The organism is Streptomyces sp. XD-27, from assembly GCF_030553055.1.
In the GTDB taxonomy this organism is placed as follows: Bacteria; Actinomycetota; Actinomycetes; order Streptomycetales; family Streptomycetaceae; genus Streptomyces.
In genome coordinates this window covers 6,031,841-6,048,093 of the sequence record NZ_CP130713.1, presented here as the reverse complement: position 1 = coordinate 6,048,093, position 16,253 = coordinate 6,031,841, and the positions used below count along the sequence as shown (strand labels likewise).

Sequence of the window (16,253 nt, the reverse complement as noted above, 5' to 3'; positions counted from 1 at the left end):
GCCCGCGCCTCACGCCCCGGTGCGGACCGCGGCGCGCAGGGCCGCACCGCCGAGGCCCTCCGCGCGGCCCCGGTCGCGCGGACCGGCTCTGATCGCGGGCCGGTTCTGGTCGGGGCGGCGCGGTCAGTCGTCGGGGAGGTGGGCGTCGAGGATTTCCGGGTCCGCGCCCTCCTCCTCCAGCGCGCGCCGCACGACGCGCAGGGCCAGCCCCTCGGGGTAGCCCTTGCGCGCCAGCATCCCGGCGAGGCGGCGGAGCCGCTTGTCGGGGGCGAGGCCGCGGGTGGTGCGCAGCTTGCGCTCCACCAGCTCGCGGGCGGTGTACTCCTCCTGCTCGGAGTCGAGGCGGCCGACGGCCTCGTCGATCACCCCGGAGTCCACGCCCTTGGTGCGCAGTTCGCGGGCGAGCGCACGGCGGGCCAGGCCCCGGCTGTGGTGCCGGGACTCCACCCACGCCCCGGCGAAGGCGGCGTCGTCGATCAGCCCGACGTCCTCGAAGCGGGACAGCACTTCCTGGGCCGCGTCTTCGGGGATGCCGCGCTTGCGCAGCGCGTCGGCGAGTTGCTTCCGGGTGCGCGGGGTGCCGGTGAGCAGGCGCAGGCAGATCGCCCGCGCCTGCTCCCGCGGGTCCTGCGGACGGGCCGGAGCCCCCGGCTCACCCCCGGCGGCGTCCTCCCCGAAGGGCGGCCCACCGCGGGCGGGGGCTCCGTCCTCCCCGGTACGGCCCCGGCGTCCTCCGCGGTCGCCGCGGAGCGAGCCGCCGCGCCCGCCGCCGGGCGACCGGCCCGGCGGCTCCGGCTCAGGCTCCGGCCAGTCGGTTCGCCGCGTCACGGATCAGCTCTTGGCCGCGGCGGCCTTGGTCGCCTTCGCTCCGGTCTTGGCCGTGGCGGGCGCGGCCTTCACCGGTGCGGCGGCCGCGGCACCGGCCGCGCCGGCGGCGTCGGCACCGGGCTCGGCGGCCGGGGCCTCGGGCTTGACGCCGATGCCCAGCTTCTCCTTGATCTTCTTCTCGATCTCGTTGGCGAGGTCGGGGTTGTCCTTGAGGAAGTTGCGGGCGTTCTCCTTGCCCTGGCCGAGCTGGTCGCCCTCGTACGTGTACCAGGCGCCGGACTTGCGGATGAAGCCGTGCTCGACGCCCATGTCGATCAGGCCGCCCTCGCGGCTGATGCCCTGGCCGTAGAGGATGTCGAACTCGGCCTGCTTGAAGGGCGGCGCGACCTTGTTCTTGACGACCTTGACGCGGGTGCGGTTACCGACCGCGTCGGTGCCGTCCTTGAGGGTCTCGATGCGGCGGATGTCCAGCCGCACGGAGGCGTAGAACTTCAGCGCGCGGCCACCGGTCGTCGTCTCCGGGGAGCCGAACATGACGCCGACCTTCTCGCGGAGCTGGTTGATGAAGATCGCGGTGGTCTTGGACTGGTTCAGCGCACCGGTGATCTTCCGCAGCGCCTGGCTCATCAGCCGGGCCTGGAGGCCGACGTGCGAGTCGCCCATCTCACCCTCGATCTCCGCGCGCGGCACCAGCGCGGCCACGGAGTCGATGACGATGAGGTCGAGCGCGCCGGAGCGGATCAGCATGTCCGTGATCTCCAGCGCCTGCTCGCCGTTGTCCGGCTGGGACAGGATCAGGGAGTCGGTGTCCACGCCGAGCTTCTGGGCGTAGTCGGGGTCGAGCGCGTGCTCGGCGTCCACGAAGGCCACCGTGCCGCCCGCGCGCTGGGCGTTGGCCACCGCGTGCAGGGTCAGGGTCGTCTTACCGGAGGACTCCGGGCCGTAGACCTCCACGACACGGCCGCGCGGCAGCCCGCCGACGCCGAGGGCGACATCCAGAGCGGTCGACCCGGTGGGGATGACCTCGATGGGCTCGTTCGGCCGCTCGCCCATGCGCATCACGGCGCCCTTGCCGAATTGCCGTTCAATCTGTGCGAGCGCGGCGTCGAGCGCCTTCTCGCGGTCGGTTCCTGCCATGGGTTCCACCCGGTTTGCTTGAGTCGATCGCTTCACGTCCATGACGCTAACGCCTGCCACTGACAATGCGCCCGGACGGCGGCCGGCCTGTGGAAAACCCGGGCCGGAACACCCATGAGAATGGATGTTCGATTTTCGTGTCAACCGCGCCGCATACGTCTCAATCGCGCCGCGTACGTGTCAACCGCGCCGCACCAGCGCGCCGCGGGCCCGCGCCAGCGCCGACGGCCGGGGCCCCCGCCGCGGCCGCCCGTGGACCCGCGGATCGTCGGTGACGTCGTAGCGCTTGATGTACGCCCCGAGGAACGCCTGCAACGTGGCGGTCGCCGGGATGGCGATCAAGGCTCCCACCGCGCCCAGCAGCGCGGTCCCCGCGATCACCGAGCCGAAGGCGACGGCCGGATGGATGTCCACGGTCCTGGCGGTGATCCTGGGCTGGAGCAGATAGTTCTCGAACTGCTGGTAGACCACCACGAAGCCGAACACCCACACCGCGTACCAGGGGTCGACGGTGAACGCGATCAGCATCGGCAGCGCGCCCGCCATGTAGGTGCCGATCGTCGGGATGAACTGCGAGATCAGCCCCACCCAGACGGCCAGCGCCGGGGCGTAGGGCACGCCCAGGCTCTCCAGCAGGATGTAGTGCGCCACGCCCGAGATCAGCGCCATGAGGCCGCGTGAGTAGAGATAGCCGCCGGTCTTGGCGACCGCGATCTCCCAGGCGCGCAGCACCTCGGCCTGCCGGTGCGGCGGCAGCATGGAGCACAGGTTGCGGCGCAGCCGGGGGCCGTCGGCGGCGAAGTAGAACGCGAAGAGCATCACCGTCAGGGCCTGGAAGAGCCCGCCGAGGACGGCCGCGGACACGTCCAGGACGTTGTCGGCGCTGTCCTTGACGTACTTCCGCAGCCACTCGGAGTGCAGCAGGCTGTCCTGGATCTCCACGCGCGACAGCTCCGTGTGGAACGTCGCGTTGATCCAGCGGATCACCTGGTCCAGGTACTTGGGGAAGTCGTCGACCATGGTGACGATCTGGCCCGCGAGCATCGACCCGAGCAGCGTGAAGAACCCCGCGACGGCGATGAGGATGCCGAGGAAGACGAGAGCGGTGGCCACTCCCCGTCGCACGCCCCGCGCGGCCATCCGGTCCACCGCGGGCTCGACCGCGAGCGCCAGGAAGAACGCGATCAGGATGTTGAGCAGCAGCCCGGTGAGCTGGTCGAACGCCCAGGTGGCGAAGCGGAAGCAGGCCACCAGGGCGAGTGCCAGCACCATGGCACGCGGCAGCCAGGCGGGCATCCGCGCCGCCTGCGCCCCCGGCCCGGCCGGCTCCGCCGCACCCTCCGGCACCGGCTGTCCCGGGATGCCGTGTCCGGGCGCCGTCTGCGCGGGTGCCGTCTCGTCGGGGGGCGTCGCTTCGCTCGTGGCCACCCGCCCAGTGTGGCGTACGCGCCGCTCAGCGCTTGTCGTGGGGGACGTCCACGGCCTTGCACACGCCGCGCCACACGTCCTTGGCCTCCCAGCCCGCGGCGAGCGCTTCGCGTACGGTCCGGCCGCCGAGCTCGGACATCACGTGATCGCGCGCGAACGAGTCGGCGTAGGCCTCGCCGAAGTGGTCCGCCATCCGCTGCCAGAAGTCCGTCAACCGCATGAATCCCACTCCGTACCCACTCTGACCTGCATGTTTCCTACCTGCTTGCACCCTCGCGACGCCAGGGGTGCCCGGGGAGTCCGCCTCCCCGCAGGACCAAGCATCCACCACCGCGCGACCTGGCGTGCCCACGTCGCCCTCGCGCTAATGTGCGCGCGTGAGCCTTTATGTCGTGATGGGATTCGGGCCCGCCGGGGCGGCCACCGCTCGGCTGCTGGCCGAGAAGGGTCATTCGGTACGGGTCGTGACCAGGTCGGGCCGAAGTCCGGAGCCCGGTATCGAGCACGTCGCGTTGGACGCGACGGACAGCAGGCGGCTGATCGAGGCCGCGCAGGGCGCGGCGGCGATCTTCAACTGCGCGGCACCGCCCTACCACCGCTGGGCGAGCCACTGGCCCCCGCTGGCCTCCTCGGTCTGCGCGGCGGCCGAGGCGACCGGGGCCGTCCTGGTGATGCTGGGCAACCTCTACGGCTACGGTCCGGTGGGCCGTCCCATGACCGAGGAGCTGCCGCTCGCGGCGACCGGCCCCAAGGGACGGGTGCGCGCCGCTGTCTGGGAGCAGGCGCGGACACTGCACGAGCAGGGTCGCGTCAAGGCGGTCGAGGTGCGGGCCTCGGACTTCTTCGGGCCCGGAGTGACCGACGGCGGGCACCTGGCCGCGCGGGTCGTGCCACGAGTGCTGCGCGGCAAGCCGGTCTCCGCGCTCGGGGACCCGGACGCCCCGCACAGCTGGAGTTACCTCCCCGATGTGGCCAGGGCCCTGGTCGAGGTCGCGGGCGAGGAGCGGGCCTGGGGACGGGCCTGGCACGTCCCCACGGGGCCCGCGCTGTCCACCCGGGCGATGGTCGGCCGCCTTGCCGCTCAGTCGGGGACGGGGCCGGTCGCGGTGCGCAGGCTGCCGCCGGCCGTACTGGGTGTCGTGTCGGTCTTCTCCCCGCTGATCCGTGAACTCAAGGAGATCCGCTACCAGTTCGACCGCCCCTTCGTCGTTGATTCGAGCGCTTACGAAGCCGCGTTCGCGGTACGGGCCACCCCTGTCGATGAGCAGGTCAAGGCGACGGTCGACTGGTGGCGGGAGCGGCTGGCCACCACCGGGTGACACGACGCCGGCCGGGACGGTCTAGTCGGCGTTCTCGCCCTGGTCGGCGTTCTCGCCCTGGTCGGCGTTCTCGCCCTGGTCGGCGTTCTCGCCCAAGGGCACCACGAGTCCGATACCCTCGGCCGCCACGGCGATGGCGTAGTCGAAGAACGCGGACTCGTCCCGGACGCTGTCGTGGGTGCGGCTGAAGACCTGGAACACCAGGAGGCCGACCAGACTGCTCCACAGCACGATGCCGCGCTCGATGATGTCCGAGAACGGAGCCTCGGGCACGCCGCCGAAGAGCTGCACGGCCTCCGGCAGGAGCAGCGGCGGCCCGGGCACCACCCGCCGGGGCGGGGTGAGTTCACCGGCCTCCAGCGCCGACCGCACAATGCCGGCCAGCACCGCGGGGGTGCGCGAGGCGGGCGGGACCGTGTCCTGCGGGGCGTGGTAGTCCGGAACGGGCGAGCCGTAGATGAGCGTGAACTCGGCGGGGTTGTCGAAGGACCACTGCCGCAGTGCGCGGGTCACCGCGAGGAACCGCGCGCCCGCCGACGCGCCGGCGTCCCTGGCGGCCTGATCGGCCTGCTCCATCGCGGCGCCGGACTCGTTGTAGGCGTCGATGACCAGCGCGGTCAACAGGTCGTCCCGGTGCGGGAAGACGGCTTCCACGTCGGCGACGGCAAGGCCGCTGTCACGGGCGACGGCGTCCAGGGACAGCCCTGCGGCGCCCAGTTTCACCAGCAGTTGGCGCGCGGTGGCCTTGATGACCACCGGCGGCCGGGTGTTCTCATCAGCGGCGCTTGCTCCGGAAACATCCATGACCGAACCGTAACTTGCCGGTTGCGAGGGCCATCGGCGCGGTCGCCCGAGCGCCTCGACCATGCGCTGTGATCCGGCCACACCCCATCGGTTCCGGGACGTGGGACGCGCCGGACGACGGCCGCCGTCAACCGCGTGCGACCAGCACCCCGCCCCTGAGAGTGCTGCTGAGCGTGAGCCGCTCCCCTGCGGCGCGTTCCGGCCTACGGTCGGAGCATGGACCGTACCGAAGCAGCGTCCCTGGCTCCTTGTGCCCGCGCCGAGCAGTTCGTATGGCTGACCGCCCGCGTCCTGGAGCAGCACCGATTCGCGTTCCACTTCCTGAACGGCGGCGCCGATCCGGTCGAGGCCGCACTCGCCGCGTACGAGCGGGCGGACGGCGGTTTCGGCCACGCGCTGGAGCCGGATCTGCGGGGACCGGTGAGCCAGCCGCTGCACACCGCGCAGGGGCTGCGCGTGCTGGACTCGATCGGCCGGTGCGGCGGTCAGCGTGTGGAGCGGATCTGCCGCTATCTGACGCGGGTCTCCACGCCGGACGGCGCGCTGCCGGCGGTGCACCCGTCGTTGCGCGGCTATCCGGCGGCCCCCTGGATCCCGGTACGCGACCATCCGCCGAGCGCGCTGCTGGCCACCGGTCCGGTGGTGGGCCTGCTGCACGGCAACGAGGTGTGGCACGCGTGGCTCTTCCGCGCCACGGACTTCTGCTGGGCGGCGGTCGGGGCGCTGGCGGACGGCGCACGGACCCATCCGTACGAGGTGCAGGCGGCGGTCGCGTTCCTGGACGGGGCGCCGGACCGCCCGCGCGCGGAGGTGCTGGCCGAGCGGCTCGGCCGAAGCGTGCGCGAGCAGCGCCTGGTGGTGCTGGATCCGGACCGCGCGGCCGACCATCCGCTGCCGGAGGGCTACGCGCCGGGCGAGTACCACTACGCGTACGACTTCGCGCGCACCCCGGACTCGCTCGGCCGCCGGTGGTTCACCGACGCCGAGATGGAACGCTCCCTGGACCTCCTGGCGGCGGCGCAGGAGACGGACGGCGGCTGGCCGATCCGCTGGCGCGCGTGGGCCCCGGGTACGGCGCTGGAGTCGCGGCCGATCGTGACCATCGAGGCTCTGCTGACGCTGCGCGCGCACGGGCGGGAGATCGCCTGAATCGCGGTCACGCGCGCGGGGCCCGCGGTCGCGACGACCACTATGCCCGCCTCGCGGTCCCGCGCGCGTGGGGCCCGCCGTCGGCGAGCTGGCGCTTCACGGGCACGTCGGGCGCGGTCCCGCGCGCGTGGGGGCCCGCCTCTCGGGTGAGGCGGGCCCTGCCGGCGCTAGCCGGTCAGCGCTCGGACGGCCGCGGCCACCGCCACGGCCGCTCCCACCACCACCAGGAAGGGCGCGCGCAGCAGCAGGGCGAGCGCGGCGGCGCCGACCCCGGCGGCGCGGGCGTCGATCACCAAGGTGTGCGCGTCGCTGAAGGTCTGCTGCGCGGTGAGGGCGGCCAGCAGCGCGACCGGCACCAGTGCGGCCAGCCGTTTGACGGCCGGGCGCTCCAGCACCCCGGCGGGCACCGACAGCCCCAGCAGCTTGACCAGGTAGCAGCCGAGCGCGGTCGCCGCGATGGCGATCCAGGTGTTCAACGGGTTCCCTCCCCGATCTCCGCTGTCTCCGCATCCGCTTTCTCCGCGCCGATCTCCCGGGCCTGCGTCTCCGCGCTCGGGCCGCCGGTACGTCCGTGCACGGCGAGGACCAGGGGTGCGGCGAGGGCGGCCACGAGGACCGGCACTCCGGCGGGCAGCACGGGCACACACGCCAGGACGAGCAGCACACCGAGCGCGGCGACCGCCCGCTCCGTACCGTGCTGGAGTTTCGGCGCGAGCAGGGCGAGGAAGACCGCGGGCCCGGCGGCGTCCAGCCCCCAGGCGTCGGTGTCGCCGAGCGCGGAGGCGCCGAGGGCGCCGACGAGGGTGGTGAGATTCCACAATACGAAAAGCGTCGCCCCTGTGACGGTGAAACCGAGCCGCGCCGAGCGCCGGTCACGCTGGGCGAAGGCGACGGCGGCCGTCTCGTCGATGACCCAGTGGGCGGCGAGCGGCCGCACGGCGCGGGGAAGCCGCAGGATCCCGGACAGCCGCATCCCGTAGAAGGCGTTGCGGACCCCCAGGAAGAACGCCCCGGCGGCGGCGGTCAGCGGGGTCCCGCCCGCGGCCACCGCGCTGACCAGGGCGAACTGGGAGGCGCCGGTGAAGACGAACAGGCTGAGCGCGCAGGTCTGGAGCACGTCGAGCCCGGCGTCGGCGGAGGTCACACCGAAGGCGAAGCCGGAGAGTCCGACGGCGACGCCGACGCCCAGTGCGTCACGGATGACGGCCCGGTCCGCCGCTGGACGGCCGGCGGGAGAGCCAAGGGAATCGAGGGAGCCGAGGGAATCGAGGGAGTTGGGAGAGTCGAGGGATATGTCTGTCGCTCTTGGTTTTGCTGGTTCTGCCACGCCCCGCACGCTAAGAGGCGCGGTCAGCCCCGGTCTTGTACGTTCTTGCGCTCGCGCCGGTAGGCGCCCGGCGGCACCCCGACGATGCGGGAGAAGTGCCGGTTCAGGTGCGGCTGGTCGGTGAAGCCGACGGCGACGGCGGCCTGTGCGGGCGGTGTGCCCGCGTCCAACAGGCGGCGGGCGCGCCGCACCCGGGCATCGGTGAGCCACGTGTGCGGCGGCATCCCATAGGTGTCCCGGAACGCGCGCAGCAGCGAGAAGGGGCTGGTGCCCAGTTCGGCGGCGAGCGTGCTCAGCGACGGCGGGTCGGCCATGCGCTCCTCCAGCAGGGCCCGGGCGCGTACGGCGTTGCGCGCGCCGGCGCCGGGCACCGTGCGCGGCGCGAGCGGCGCGCCGTACAGCCGCAACACCCGGGCGACGGCGATCCGCAGCAGGCTGTCGGCGGCCAGCGCGTTGCCCTCCTCCGCCGCCCGGTGCACCTCGGTGACCAGGCGGTGGCTGCGCCGATCGGCCTCGATCACGACCTCACGGAATCCGGCAGTGCCGCGGATCGCCGAGGTCTCCGCCGCGATGTCCGCCACCAGCTCGGGCGCCGGGTAGAGCACCTGGTACCGCCACCCCTCCGGCACACCGGCGTGCCCGGTGTGCGGCACGTCCGGGTTGAGCAGCGCCACCCCGCCGGATCCGACGCGCTCCATGTCGCCCGCGTGCCGGAACTCCTCGATGCCGTGCGTGATCGCCGCGATGACGAAGGTGTCGTGGGTGTGCGGCACGAATGCCTTGCGGATGTACCGGGCCCGCAGCAGGTCGACCCCCGGCAGCTCGGGGTGCTGCCAGTGCCGTGCGCTCTCCCCGCTGCTGCCCATGACCCCCATTCTGCGCCCCGTCCGCACGGCGCTGACCTGCGGGTGGGGGCGGTTGTCAGTGGTGCGGTGCACGATTGGGGGCATGGTCACGTCGGCGCTCAGCGACTTCTCCCCCGCCACCCGCGGGTGGTTCACCGGAGCCTTCCGTGCGCCCACGGCCGCGCAGGAAGGGGCGTGGCGGGCGATCGGCCAGGGCTCGGACGTGCTGGTGGTGGCGCCGACCGGCTCGGGCAAGACCCTGGCCGCGTTCCTGGCGGCCCTGGACCGGCTGGCGAGCGCTCCGCCGCCCGCCGAGGCCCGCAAGCGGTGCCGTGTGCTGTACGTGTCTCCGCTCAAGGCCCTGGCGGTGGACGTGGAGCGCAATCTGCGCAGCCCGCTCACCGGCATCCGGCACGAAGCGGTGCGGCTCGGCCTGCCCGAGCCGGAGGTCAGGGTCGCCATCCGCTCGGGCGACACCCCGGCGGCCGAGCGGCGTGCCATCGCCACGCGCCCGCCGGACATCCTGATCACCACGCCCGAGTCGCTGTTCCTGATGCTCACCTCCGCGGCGCGGGAGGCGCTCAGCGGGGTGGAGACGGTGATCCTCGACGAGGTGCACGCCGTCGCCGGGACCAAGCGCGGCGCGCATCTCGCGCTGACCCTGGAGCGGCTGGACGAGATGCTGGCGGCCCCGGCCCGGCGGATCGGCCTGTCGGCGACCGTGCGGCCGGTGGACGAGGTGGCGCGCTTCCTGTCGCCGCGCCGCAAGGTGGAGATCGTCCAGCCGCCGTCCGGCAAGGAGTTCGACCTCTCCGTGGTCGTGCCGGTGGAGGACCTCGGCGAGTTGGGCGGGTCCCCCGTCCAGGACGGCGACACGGGCGAGAAGCCGTCGATCTGGCCGCATGTGGAGGAGCGCATCGCGGACCTGGTGCAGGCGCACCGCTCCACCATCGTCTTCGCCAACTCGCGCCGCCTGGCGGAGCGGCTGTGCAACCGGCTCAACGAGATCGCGTACGAGCGCACCACCGGCGAACCCCTGCCGGAGGACCACTCCCCCGCCGAGCTGATGGCCGAGTCGGGAGCCGCCAGGGGCGCCCCGGCGCTGCTCGCCCGCGCCCACCACGGGTCGGTCTCCAAGGAGCAGCGGGCGCAGGTCGAGGAGGACCTCAAGGCGGGCCGGCTGCCGGCGGTCGTCGCCACCTCCAGCCTGGAGCTGGGCATCGACATGGGGGCGGTCGACCTCGTCGTCCAGGTCGAGTCGCCGCCGTCGGTGGCCTCCGGCCTCCAGCGGGTGGGCCGCGCCGGGCACCAGGTGGGCGCGGTGTCCACCGGGGTCGTCTTCCCCAAGTACCGCGGCGACCTGGTGCAGTCCGCGGTGGTCACCGAGCGGATGCGCGCCGGCGCCATCGAGTCGCTGCGGGTCCCCGCGAACCCGCTGGACGTGCTCGCCCAGCAGCTGGTCGCCATGACGGCGATGGACACCTGGGACGTGGACGAGCTGCTGGCCCTGGTGCGGCGCGCGGCGCCCTTCGCCGCCCTTCCCGAATCGGCCTTCACCGCGGTGCTCGACATGCTCGCGGGCCGCTATCCGTCGGACGCGTTCGCGGAGCTGCGGCCGCGCCTGGTGTGGGACCGGGTCGCGGGGACGGTCACCGGGCGGCCGGGCGCGCAGCGGCTCGCCGTCACCTCCGGCGGCACCATCCCCGACCGCGGCCTGTTCGGCGTCTTCCTCGCCGGTGCCGACCCCAAGCGGGGCGGCGGGAGGGTCGGTGAGCTGGACGAGGAGATGGTCTACGAGTCGCGTGTCGGGGACGTCTTCACCCTCGGCACGACCTCCTGGCGCATCGAGAACATCACGCGCGACCGGGTGCTGGTCACCCCCGCGCCCGGGGTTCCCGGGCGACTGCCGTTCTGGAAGGGCGACCAGCTCGGCCGCCCGCTCGAACTGGGCCGTGCGCTGGGCGCGTTCCTCCGCGAGATCGGCGGGATGGCCCCGGAGGCCGCCCGGGAGCGGCTGGCCTCGGCCGGCCTGGACGCCTGGGCGGCCGACAATGTGCTCGGGTACCTCGCGGAGCAGAAGCAGGCGTGCGGTCATGTCCCGGACGACCGGACGATCGTGGTCGAGCGGTTCCGGGACGAGCTGGGCGACTGGCGCGTGGTCGTCCACTCGCCGTTCGGCGCCCAGGTGCACGCGCCGTGGGCGCTGGCCCTCGGCGCCCGCCTCACCGAGCGGTACGGCATGGACGCCCAGGTGATGCACGCGGACGACGGCATCGTGCTGCGGCTGCCGGACGCAGACGTGATGGGACTGGACTTCCTGGACGACGATCCCGCCGCCCGCGGCCGGGAGTACGACACCGAACAGTCCCCCGTCGGGGCGGCCGACGTCGCGTTCGACAAAGGCGAGGTCGACCAGATCGTCACCGACCAGGTGGGCGGCTCGGCGCTGTTCGCCGCCCGGTTCCGGGAGTGCGCCGCCCGCGCCCTGCTGCTCCCCCGGCGCGATCCCGGCAAGCGCACCCCGCTGTGGCAGCAGCGCCAGCGCGCGGCGCAGCTGCTGCAGGTGGCGAGCGAGTTCGGGTCGTTCCCGATCGTGCTCGAAGCCGTCCGGGAATGCCTCCAGGACGTGTTCGACGTGCCGGGCCTCGTCGAGCTGATGGGGGACATCGAGGCCCGCCGGGTGCGGCTGGTCGAGGTGACGACCCCCGAGCCGTCGCCGTTCGCCCGCTCGCTGCTCTTCGGCTATGTGGCGCAGTTCCTGTACGAAGGCGACTCGCCGCTGGCCGAGCGGCGCGCCGCGGCGCTCTCCCTGGACTCGCGGCTGCTGGCCGAGCTGCTGGGCCAGGCGGAGCTGCGCGAGCTGCTCGACGCCGACGTGCTGGCCGAGCTGGAGCGGGAGCTGCAGTGGCTCACCGAGGACCGGCGGGCCAAGGACCGCGAGAGCGTCGCCGACCTGCTGCGGCTGCTCGGCCCGCTCACCGCCGACGAGCTGGCCGAGCGCGGCGCCGACCCGTCGTGGGTCGAGGACCTGGCGGCCGCCCGCCGGGCGATCCGGGTCCGGATCGCCGGCCGGGACCACTGGGCCGCTGTCGAGGACGCGGGCCGCCTCCGGGACGCGCTGGGCACCGCGCTGCCCGTGGGAGTTCCGGAGGCGTTCACCGAACCCGTCAAGGACCCCCTCGGCGACCTGCTCGCCCGGTTCGCGCGGACGCACGGCCCCTTCACCTCCGCCCGGGCGGCCGCCCGGTTCGGTCTCGGCGAGGCCGTCGCCGACGGCGTGCTGCACCGCCTCGCCGCCGACGGCAGGGTGCTCCTGGGCGAGTTCCATCCGGCGGGCATCGGGCAGGAGTGGTGCGACGCGGCGGTGCTGCGCCGACTGCGCCGCCGCTCGCTGGCCGCGCTGCGCCAGGAGCTGGAGCCGGTGCCGCCCGCCGCGCTCGCCGCCTTCCTCCCGCAGTGGCAGCACCTGGGCACGAGCAGTCTGCGCGGCATCGACGGCTTGGTGCGCGCCATCGAGCAGCTCCAGGGCGCCCCGGTCCCCGCCTCGGCCCTGGAGAAGCTGGTCCTGCCGTCCCGCGTCGTCGACTACAGCCCGACGATGCTGGACGAGCTCACCGCCGCGGGCGAGGTGGTCTGGGCCGGGGCCGGGGCGCTGCCCGGCAAGGACGGCTGGGTCTCCCTCCACCTGGCCGAGGCCGCCCCCCTGCTGCTGCACCCCCCGCACGCGCTGGAGGCGAGCCCGCTGCACCAGGCCGTGCTGGACGCCCTCTCCGGGGGGTACGGACTGTTCTTCCGCCAGATCGCCGACCAGGTCCGCGCCGCGCTCCCGGACTGCACCGATCCCCAGCTGGCCGACGCCGTGTGGGACCTGGCCTGGTCCGGACGGCTGACCAACGACACCCTGGCGCCACTGCGCGCGCTCCTCGGCTCGGGCCGTACGGCGGGAGCCACCGCCCACCGCGCCCGGCGCACCGTCCCGCGCGGCCGGTACGGCACGTTCACCGGCCGCGCCGCGGTCCCCGGCCGGCCCCCCGCCTCCCGCGGCGGACCGCCGACGGTCGCCGGGCGCTGGTCCCTGCTGCCGGAGCGGGAGCCGGACGCCACGCACCGCGCCCACGCCCTGGCCCGTACGCTGCTGGACCGCCATGGCGTCGTCACCCGCGGTGCCGTGGCGGCCGAAGGCGTCGAGGGCGGCTTCTCCGCCGCGTACCGGGTGCTGTCGGCGTTCGAGGAGACCGGCCAGGCCCGCCGGGGCTACGTGGTCGAGGGGCTGGGCGCGGCCCAGTTCGCCATGGACGGCGCGGTGGACCGGTTGCGCGCGGTCAGCGCCGCCCGCGAGCGGACCGCGGGCCTGGCGGCGGCTGGGGGCACCTCCCATGCCGAAGCCCCCCAGCTACCTCCCCCAGCCAACGCTGGGGGTGCCCCCAGGGGAGGGTCCCCGTTCGGGGCGGCCCCGGTGCCGCGGGGCCCCGAGCGGGCCGTGCTCCTGGCCGCCGCCGACCCGGCCAACGCCTACGGAGCCGCGCTGCCCTGGCCGGAGCCCCCGCCGGAGCCGGGCACAAGCCGGGCCGGAAGGCGGGCTCGCTGGTCGCCCTGGTCGACGGCGACCTCACGCTGTACATGGAGCGCGGCGGCAAGACCCTGCTGGCCTGGCCCGCGGGCCCGGCCGAGGAGGAGTCCCCATCCGACGACATACGCCTGCGTACGGCGGTGGAGGTACTGGCCGCTGCCGCCCGCGCGGGCACCCTCGGCACGGTCACCGTGGAGCGGATCAACGGCTCTCCGGCCCTGTCCTCCCCCGTGGGCCGGGTGCTGGAGGAGGCGGGCTTCCACGCGACGCCGCGCGGGCTGCGGCTGCGCGGCACATGAGCCGTCCCGTCCCGCGTCCCCTGGCGGCATCATGGTGTCCATGCCCGAAGGAGACACCGTGTGGCAGACGGCGCGCCGCCTCCACCAGGCGCTCGCGGGCGACCGCCTCGTCCGCTGCGACCTGCGCGTCCCCCGCCTGGCGACCGCCGACCTCACCGGTCGGCTGGTCACCGAGGTCGCCTCGCGCGGCAAGCATCTCCTGACGCGTGTCGAGGGCGGGCTCACCCTCCACTCCCACCTGCGGATGGACGGCGCGTGGCACGTCTACGGCGCCGGTGAGCGATGGCGCGGCGGGCCGGGGCATCAGATCCGCGCCATCCTGGGCACCGCCGAGCGCACCGCCGTCGGCTACCGGCTGCCGGTGCTGGACCTCCTGCGCACCGCGGACGAGGACCGTGTGGTGGGGCATCTCGGCCCCGATCTCCTCGGCCCCGACTGGGACCCGGACGAGGCCGTGCGCCGGCTGCTGGCCGACCCCTCCCGTCCGCTCGGCGAGGCCCTGCTGGACCAGCGCAATCTGGCCGGGATCGGCAACGTGTACAAGTGCGAGCTGTGCTTCCTGCTGCGGGTCCCGCCCTGGCTGCCGGTGGGCGAGCTGCCGCGGCCCGAGCGGGCGGCTGCCTGGGCCAGGAAGCTGCTGGAGGCCAACAAGGACCGCGCCGCCCGCGTCACCACCGGCGACTCCCGAGCGGACCGCAGGTTGTGGGTGTACGGGCGCGCGGGCCGTCCCTGCCGGCGCTGCGGCACCCCGATCCGGGCCACGGAGGAGAGCCCCGGGGGCGGCACCGCCGCGGGCGGGGAACGCGTGACCTTCTGGTGCCCCGGCTGCCAGCCCGGCCCACGACCGCTCGACGCCCCGTCAGCCCCGGCCCGTACCGCCCCCTGAGGGCCCACGCCTGGAACCGGACCCTGACCTGGGGACGCAGTGCACCGGCAGCAGGCTCAGGCCCCATCCGCCGGCGGCGATCAGCCCTTCGACCGGTCCGGTACGCCCCGGCTGGACGGCCAGTCGCACCGCCGCCCACCACCAGACGGCACCGGCCGCGAGCGCGCATATCCACCGGGCCGCCCGGCCGCGCCGGGCGCCACCCCCTCCGACGGCTGCCATGGCTCCCTCCTCCGGCCGAGGGCGCGCCGGACGGTCGCGGCCCTGGTGCTTCCCAGAGTCTGCCCACCCCGGCGTACGCCGCATTCACCGTTCGGTGCGGACGCAGAGCGCATCGCCCGGAACCGGCCGACCGGCCATCAGCGCCACGGCACCCAGGTGTACTTGTCGCCGCCCACCCATCGGACGGTGTCCGGGTCGTCGAGGTCCACGTGCTTCAGACCCAGCCGGTGGGCGATCTCGATGACGTCCACCACGGAATGCGCCCTGCCGACGAACTCGCCCGCGGCCTCCACCAGGCGGTACGGCGGGTCGCCGCGCTGGACCCCCAGCACGACGATCGCCGGTGGCGTGCTCCGTGGACTCTCGGTCTCGGTCATCTGACAGGCCCTAGCCCTGAGGGCCACTCACATTCTCCGCCTGGAACATCCAGTGATGCTTCTCCAGGTCGCGAGTGAGGCCGATGATGATGTCCTGGGTGACCGGGTCGGGTTCGGCGGTCACGTCGATGCGCTCACGCATGCGCCGGATGATGGCCTGCAAGGCGGCGATCAGCGTCCGTACCGCCTCGGTGTCGTCGCACCAGCCCTCCCTGACGGAGTCGATGCCGCTGGTCTTGGAGACGGTTCCGGCACGCCCGTCGGGGGCGACGCCGATCGCCGAGGCGCGCTCCGCCACGATGTCCATGTGCTGCCGGGCGGTGCCCACCACCTCGTCGAGCTGGAGGTGCACGGAGCGGAAGCGCGGGCCGACCACCGTCCAGTGCACCTGCTTGGCCACAAGCGAGAGGTCCACCAGATCGACGAGTGCGCCCTGCAACGCTTCGCCCACGGTCCTGCGGTTCTCATCCGACAGAGGGCTCTTCAGGGTGGACATCAACATCCTCCTGTTCGACCAGATAGACCTCTTTTTTCACTTTCGTCCTTCATCCACCATGGCACAGACCCGCTGAACCGGCCTACGTACGGATCGAGCCCCGGCCGGTGCGTCAGGGCACCGGCCGGGGCTCGGAGAAGCTTGTGAGGTTTCGGCGGAAGGTCAGGCCGCGACGACGTCCACGGCCTCCGCGGGCGCCTTGATGGTCACCCGCTCTTCCGGAACGCCCGTCACGGACGTCACGGTCACCGAATTGAGCATGGGTCGCATGGGCGCCGGTACCGACTCGCTGGCCGCGGCCGACTCCGCCAGCTCGGCGAGCGACAGTTCGTCGCTCACTTCCCGCATGACCTGGGACATCCGTACATCCAGGGCGTCGCAGATCGCGGCGAGCAGCTCGGACGAGGCCTCCTTCTGGCCCCGTTCGACCTCGGACAGATAGCCGAGGGACACCCGGGCGGAGGAGGAGACCTCGCGCAGAGTACGGCCCTGGCGCTGGCGCTGCCGGCGCAGCACGTCACCCAGCAGGCGACGGAGCAGAATCATCGCTGGCTCCCTCCTCGGAC

The 16,253-nt window shown here is 73.8% G+C and carries 15 protein-coding genes and 1 pseudogene; 4 read left to right on the top strand and 12 right to left on the bottom strand.

Going from position 1 to position 16,253, the window contains the following annotated elements; genetic code table 11:
• Positions 1 to 123: 123 nt before the first annotated feature.
• The 4 genes from recX to Q3Y56_RS26360 form a co-directional block, all read right to left on the bottom strand.
• Positions 124 to 828 (bottom strand): recombination regulator RecX, encoded by a 705-nt coding sequence (recX, locus tag Q3Y56_RS26375; RefSeq protein ID WP_304464298.1) that lies wholly within the window; start codon positions 826 to 828, stop codon positions 124 to 126.
• A gap of 3 nt (positions 829 to 831) precedes the next feature.
• Complete coding sequence (gene recA / locus Q3Y56_RS26370) at positions 832 to 1,965, bottom strand: recombinase RecA (protein ID WP_304464297.1); 1,134 nt, start codon at positions 1,963 to 1,965, stop codon at positions 832 to 834.
• A gap of 180 nt (positions 1,966 to 2,145) precedes the next feature.
• On the bottom strand, positions 2,146 to 3,312 hold the full coding sequence (locus Q3Y56_RS26365) for an AI-2E family transporter (RefSeq protein WP_304465811.1): 1,167 nt from the start codon (positions 3,310 to 3,312) through the stop codon (positions 2,146 to 2,148).
• Positions 3,313 to 3,418: 106 nt separating this feature from the next.
• Complete coding sequence (locus Q3Y56_RS26360; protein ID WP_304464296.1) at positions 3,419 to 3,613, bottom strand: DUF3046 domain-containing protein; 195 nt, start codon at positions 3,611 to 3,613, stop codon at positions 3,419 to 3,421.
• A 157-nt stretch (positions 3,614 to 3,770) separates the two neighbouring features.
• On the opposite strand from Q3Y56_RS26360, the gene Q3Y56_RS26355 reads away from it, so the two are divergent.
• Positions 3,771 to 4,712 carry an NAD-dependent epimerase/dehydratase family protein gene (locus Q3Y56_RS26355; RefSeq protein WP_304464295.1) on the top strand — a complete coding sequence of 314 codons (942 nt, stop codon included), beginning with the start codon at positions 3,771 to 3,773 and terminating at the stop codon, positions 4,710 to 4,712.
• A gap of 21 nt (positions 4,713 to 4,733) precedes the next feature.
• On the opposite strand, the gene Q3Y56_RS26350 is transcribed toward Q3Y56_RS26355, so the two are convergent.
• Positions 4,734 to 5,516 carry a TetR-like C-terminal domain-containing protein gene (locus Q3Y56_RS26350; protein WP_304464294.1) on the bottom strand — a complete coding sequence of 261 codons (783 nt, stop codon included), beginning with the start codon at positions 5,514 to 5,516 and terminating at the stop codon, positions 4,734 to 4,736.
• Between the two features lie 216 nt (positions 5,517 to 5,732).
• On the opposite strand from Q3Y56_RS26350, the gene Q3Y56_RS26345 reads away from it, so the two are divergent.
• Positions 5,733 to 6,665: a hypothetical protein gene (locus Q3Y56_RS26345; RefSeq protein ID WP_304464293.1), complete on the top strand. Its 933-nt coding sequence runs from the start codon at positions 5,733 to 5,735 to the stop codon at positions 6,663 to 6,665.
• Between the two features lie 167 nt (positions 6,666 to 6,832).
• Here the strand turns inward: Q3Y56_RS26345 and Q3Y56_RS26340 are convergent, their stop codons facing one another.
• The 3 genes from Q3Y56_RS26340 to Q3Y56_RS26330 all read right to left on the bottom strand — a co-directional run bounded on the left by Q3Y56_RS26340 (position 6,833) and on the right by Q3Y56_RS26330 (position 8,858).
• Complete coding sequence (locus Q3Y56_RS26340; protein WP_304464292.1) at positions 6,833 to 7,141, bottom strand: AzlD domain-containing protein; 309 nt, start codon at positions 7,139 to 7,141, stop codon at positions 6,833 to 6,835.
• Positions 7,138 to 7,866: an AzlC family ABC transporter permease gene (locus tag Q3Y56_RS26335; protein WP_304465810.1), complete on the bottom strand. Its 729-nt coding sequence runs from the start codon at positions 7,864 to 7,866 to the stop codon at positions 7,138 to 7,140. Before Q3Y56_RS26335 ends, Q3Y56_RS26340 begins: the two co-directional genes overlap by 4 nt.
• Before the next feature lie 149 nt (positions 7,867 to 8,015).
• Complete coding sequence (locus Q3Y56_RS26330) at positions 8,016 to 8,858, bottom strand: AraC family transcriptional regulator (RefSeq protein ID WP_304464291.1); 843 nt, start codon at positions 8,856 to 8,858, stop codon at positions 8,016 to 8,018.
• Positions 8,859 to 8,940: 82 nt separating this feature from the next.
• Between Q3Y56_RS26330 and Q3Y56_RS26325 the strand changes: the two are divergent.
• Positions 8,941 to 13,706 (top strand): annotated as a pseudogene (locus Q3Y56_RS26325) (ATP-dependent helicase).
• 31 nt (positions 13,707 to 13,737) lie between these two features.
• Positions 13,738 to 14,592, top strand: coding sequence for a DNA-formamidopyrimidine glycosylase family protein (locus Q3Y56_RS26320; RefSeq protein ID WP_369696804.1), 855 nt, complete (start codon positions 13,738 to 13,740; stop codon positions 14,590 to 14,592).
• On the opposite strand, the gene Q3Y56_RS26315 is transcribed toward Q3Y56_RS26320, so the two are convergent.
• The 4 genes from Q3Y56_RS26315 to Q3Y56_RS26300 form a co-directional block, all read right to left on the bottom strand.
• A complete protein-coding gene (locus Q3Y56_RS26315; RefSeq protein ID WP_304464289.1) occupies positions 14,566 to 14,814 on the bottom strand; it encodes a hypothetical protein in 249 nt (82 codons plus the stop codon). The two genes, Q3Y56_RS26320 and Q3Y56_RS26315, sit on opposite strands and share 27 nt — an antisense overlap.
• 137 nt (positions 14,815 to 14,951) lie before the next feature.
• Entirely contained in the window at positions 14,952 to 15,191 is a 240-nt protein-coding gene (locus Q3Y56_RS26310) for a hypothetical protein (protein WP_304464288.1), read from the bottom strand.
• Between the two features lie 10 nt (positions 15,192 to 15,201).
• On the bottom strand, positions 15,202 to 15,687 hold the full coding sequence (locus tag Q3Y56_RS26305; RefSeq protein WP_304464287.1) for a Dps family protein: 486 nt from the start codon (positions 15,685 to 15,687) through the stop codon (positions 15,202 to 15,204).
• A gap of 162 nt (positions 15,688 to 15,849) precedes the next feature.
• A complete protein-coding gene (locus Q3Y56_RS26300; RefSeq protein WP_304464286.1) occupies positions 15,850 to 16,233 on the bottom strand; it encodes a helix-turn-helix domain-containing protein in 384 nt (127 codons plus the stop codon).
• Between the last annotated feature and the right edge of the window lie 20 nt (positions 16,234 to 16,253).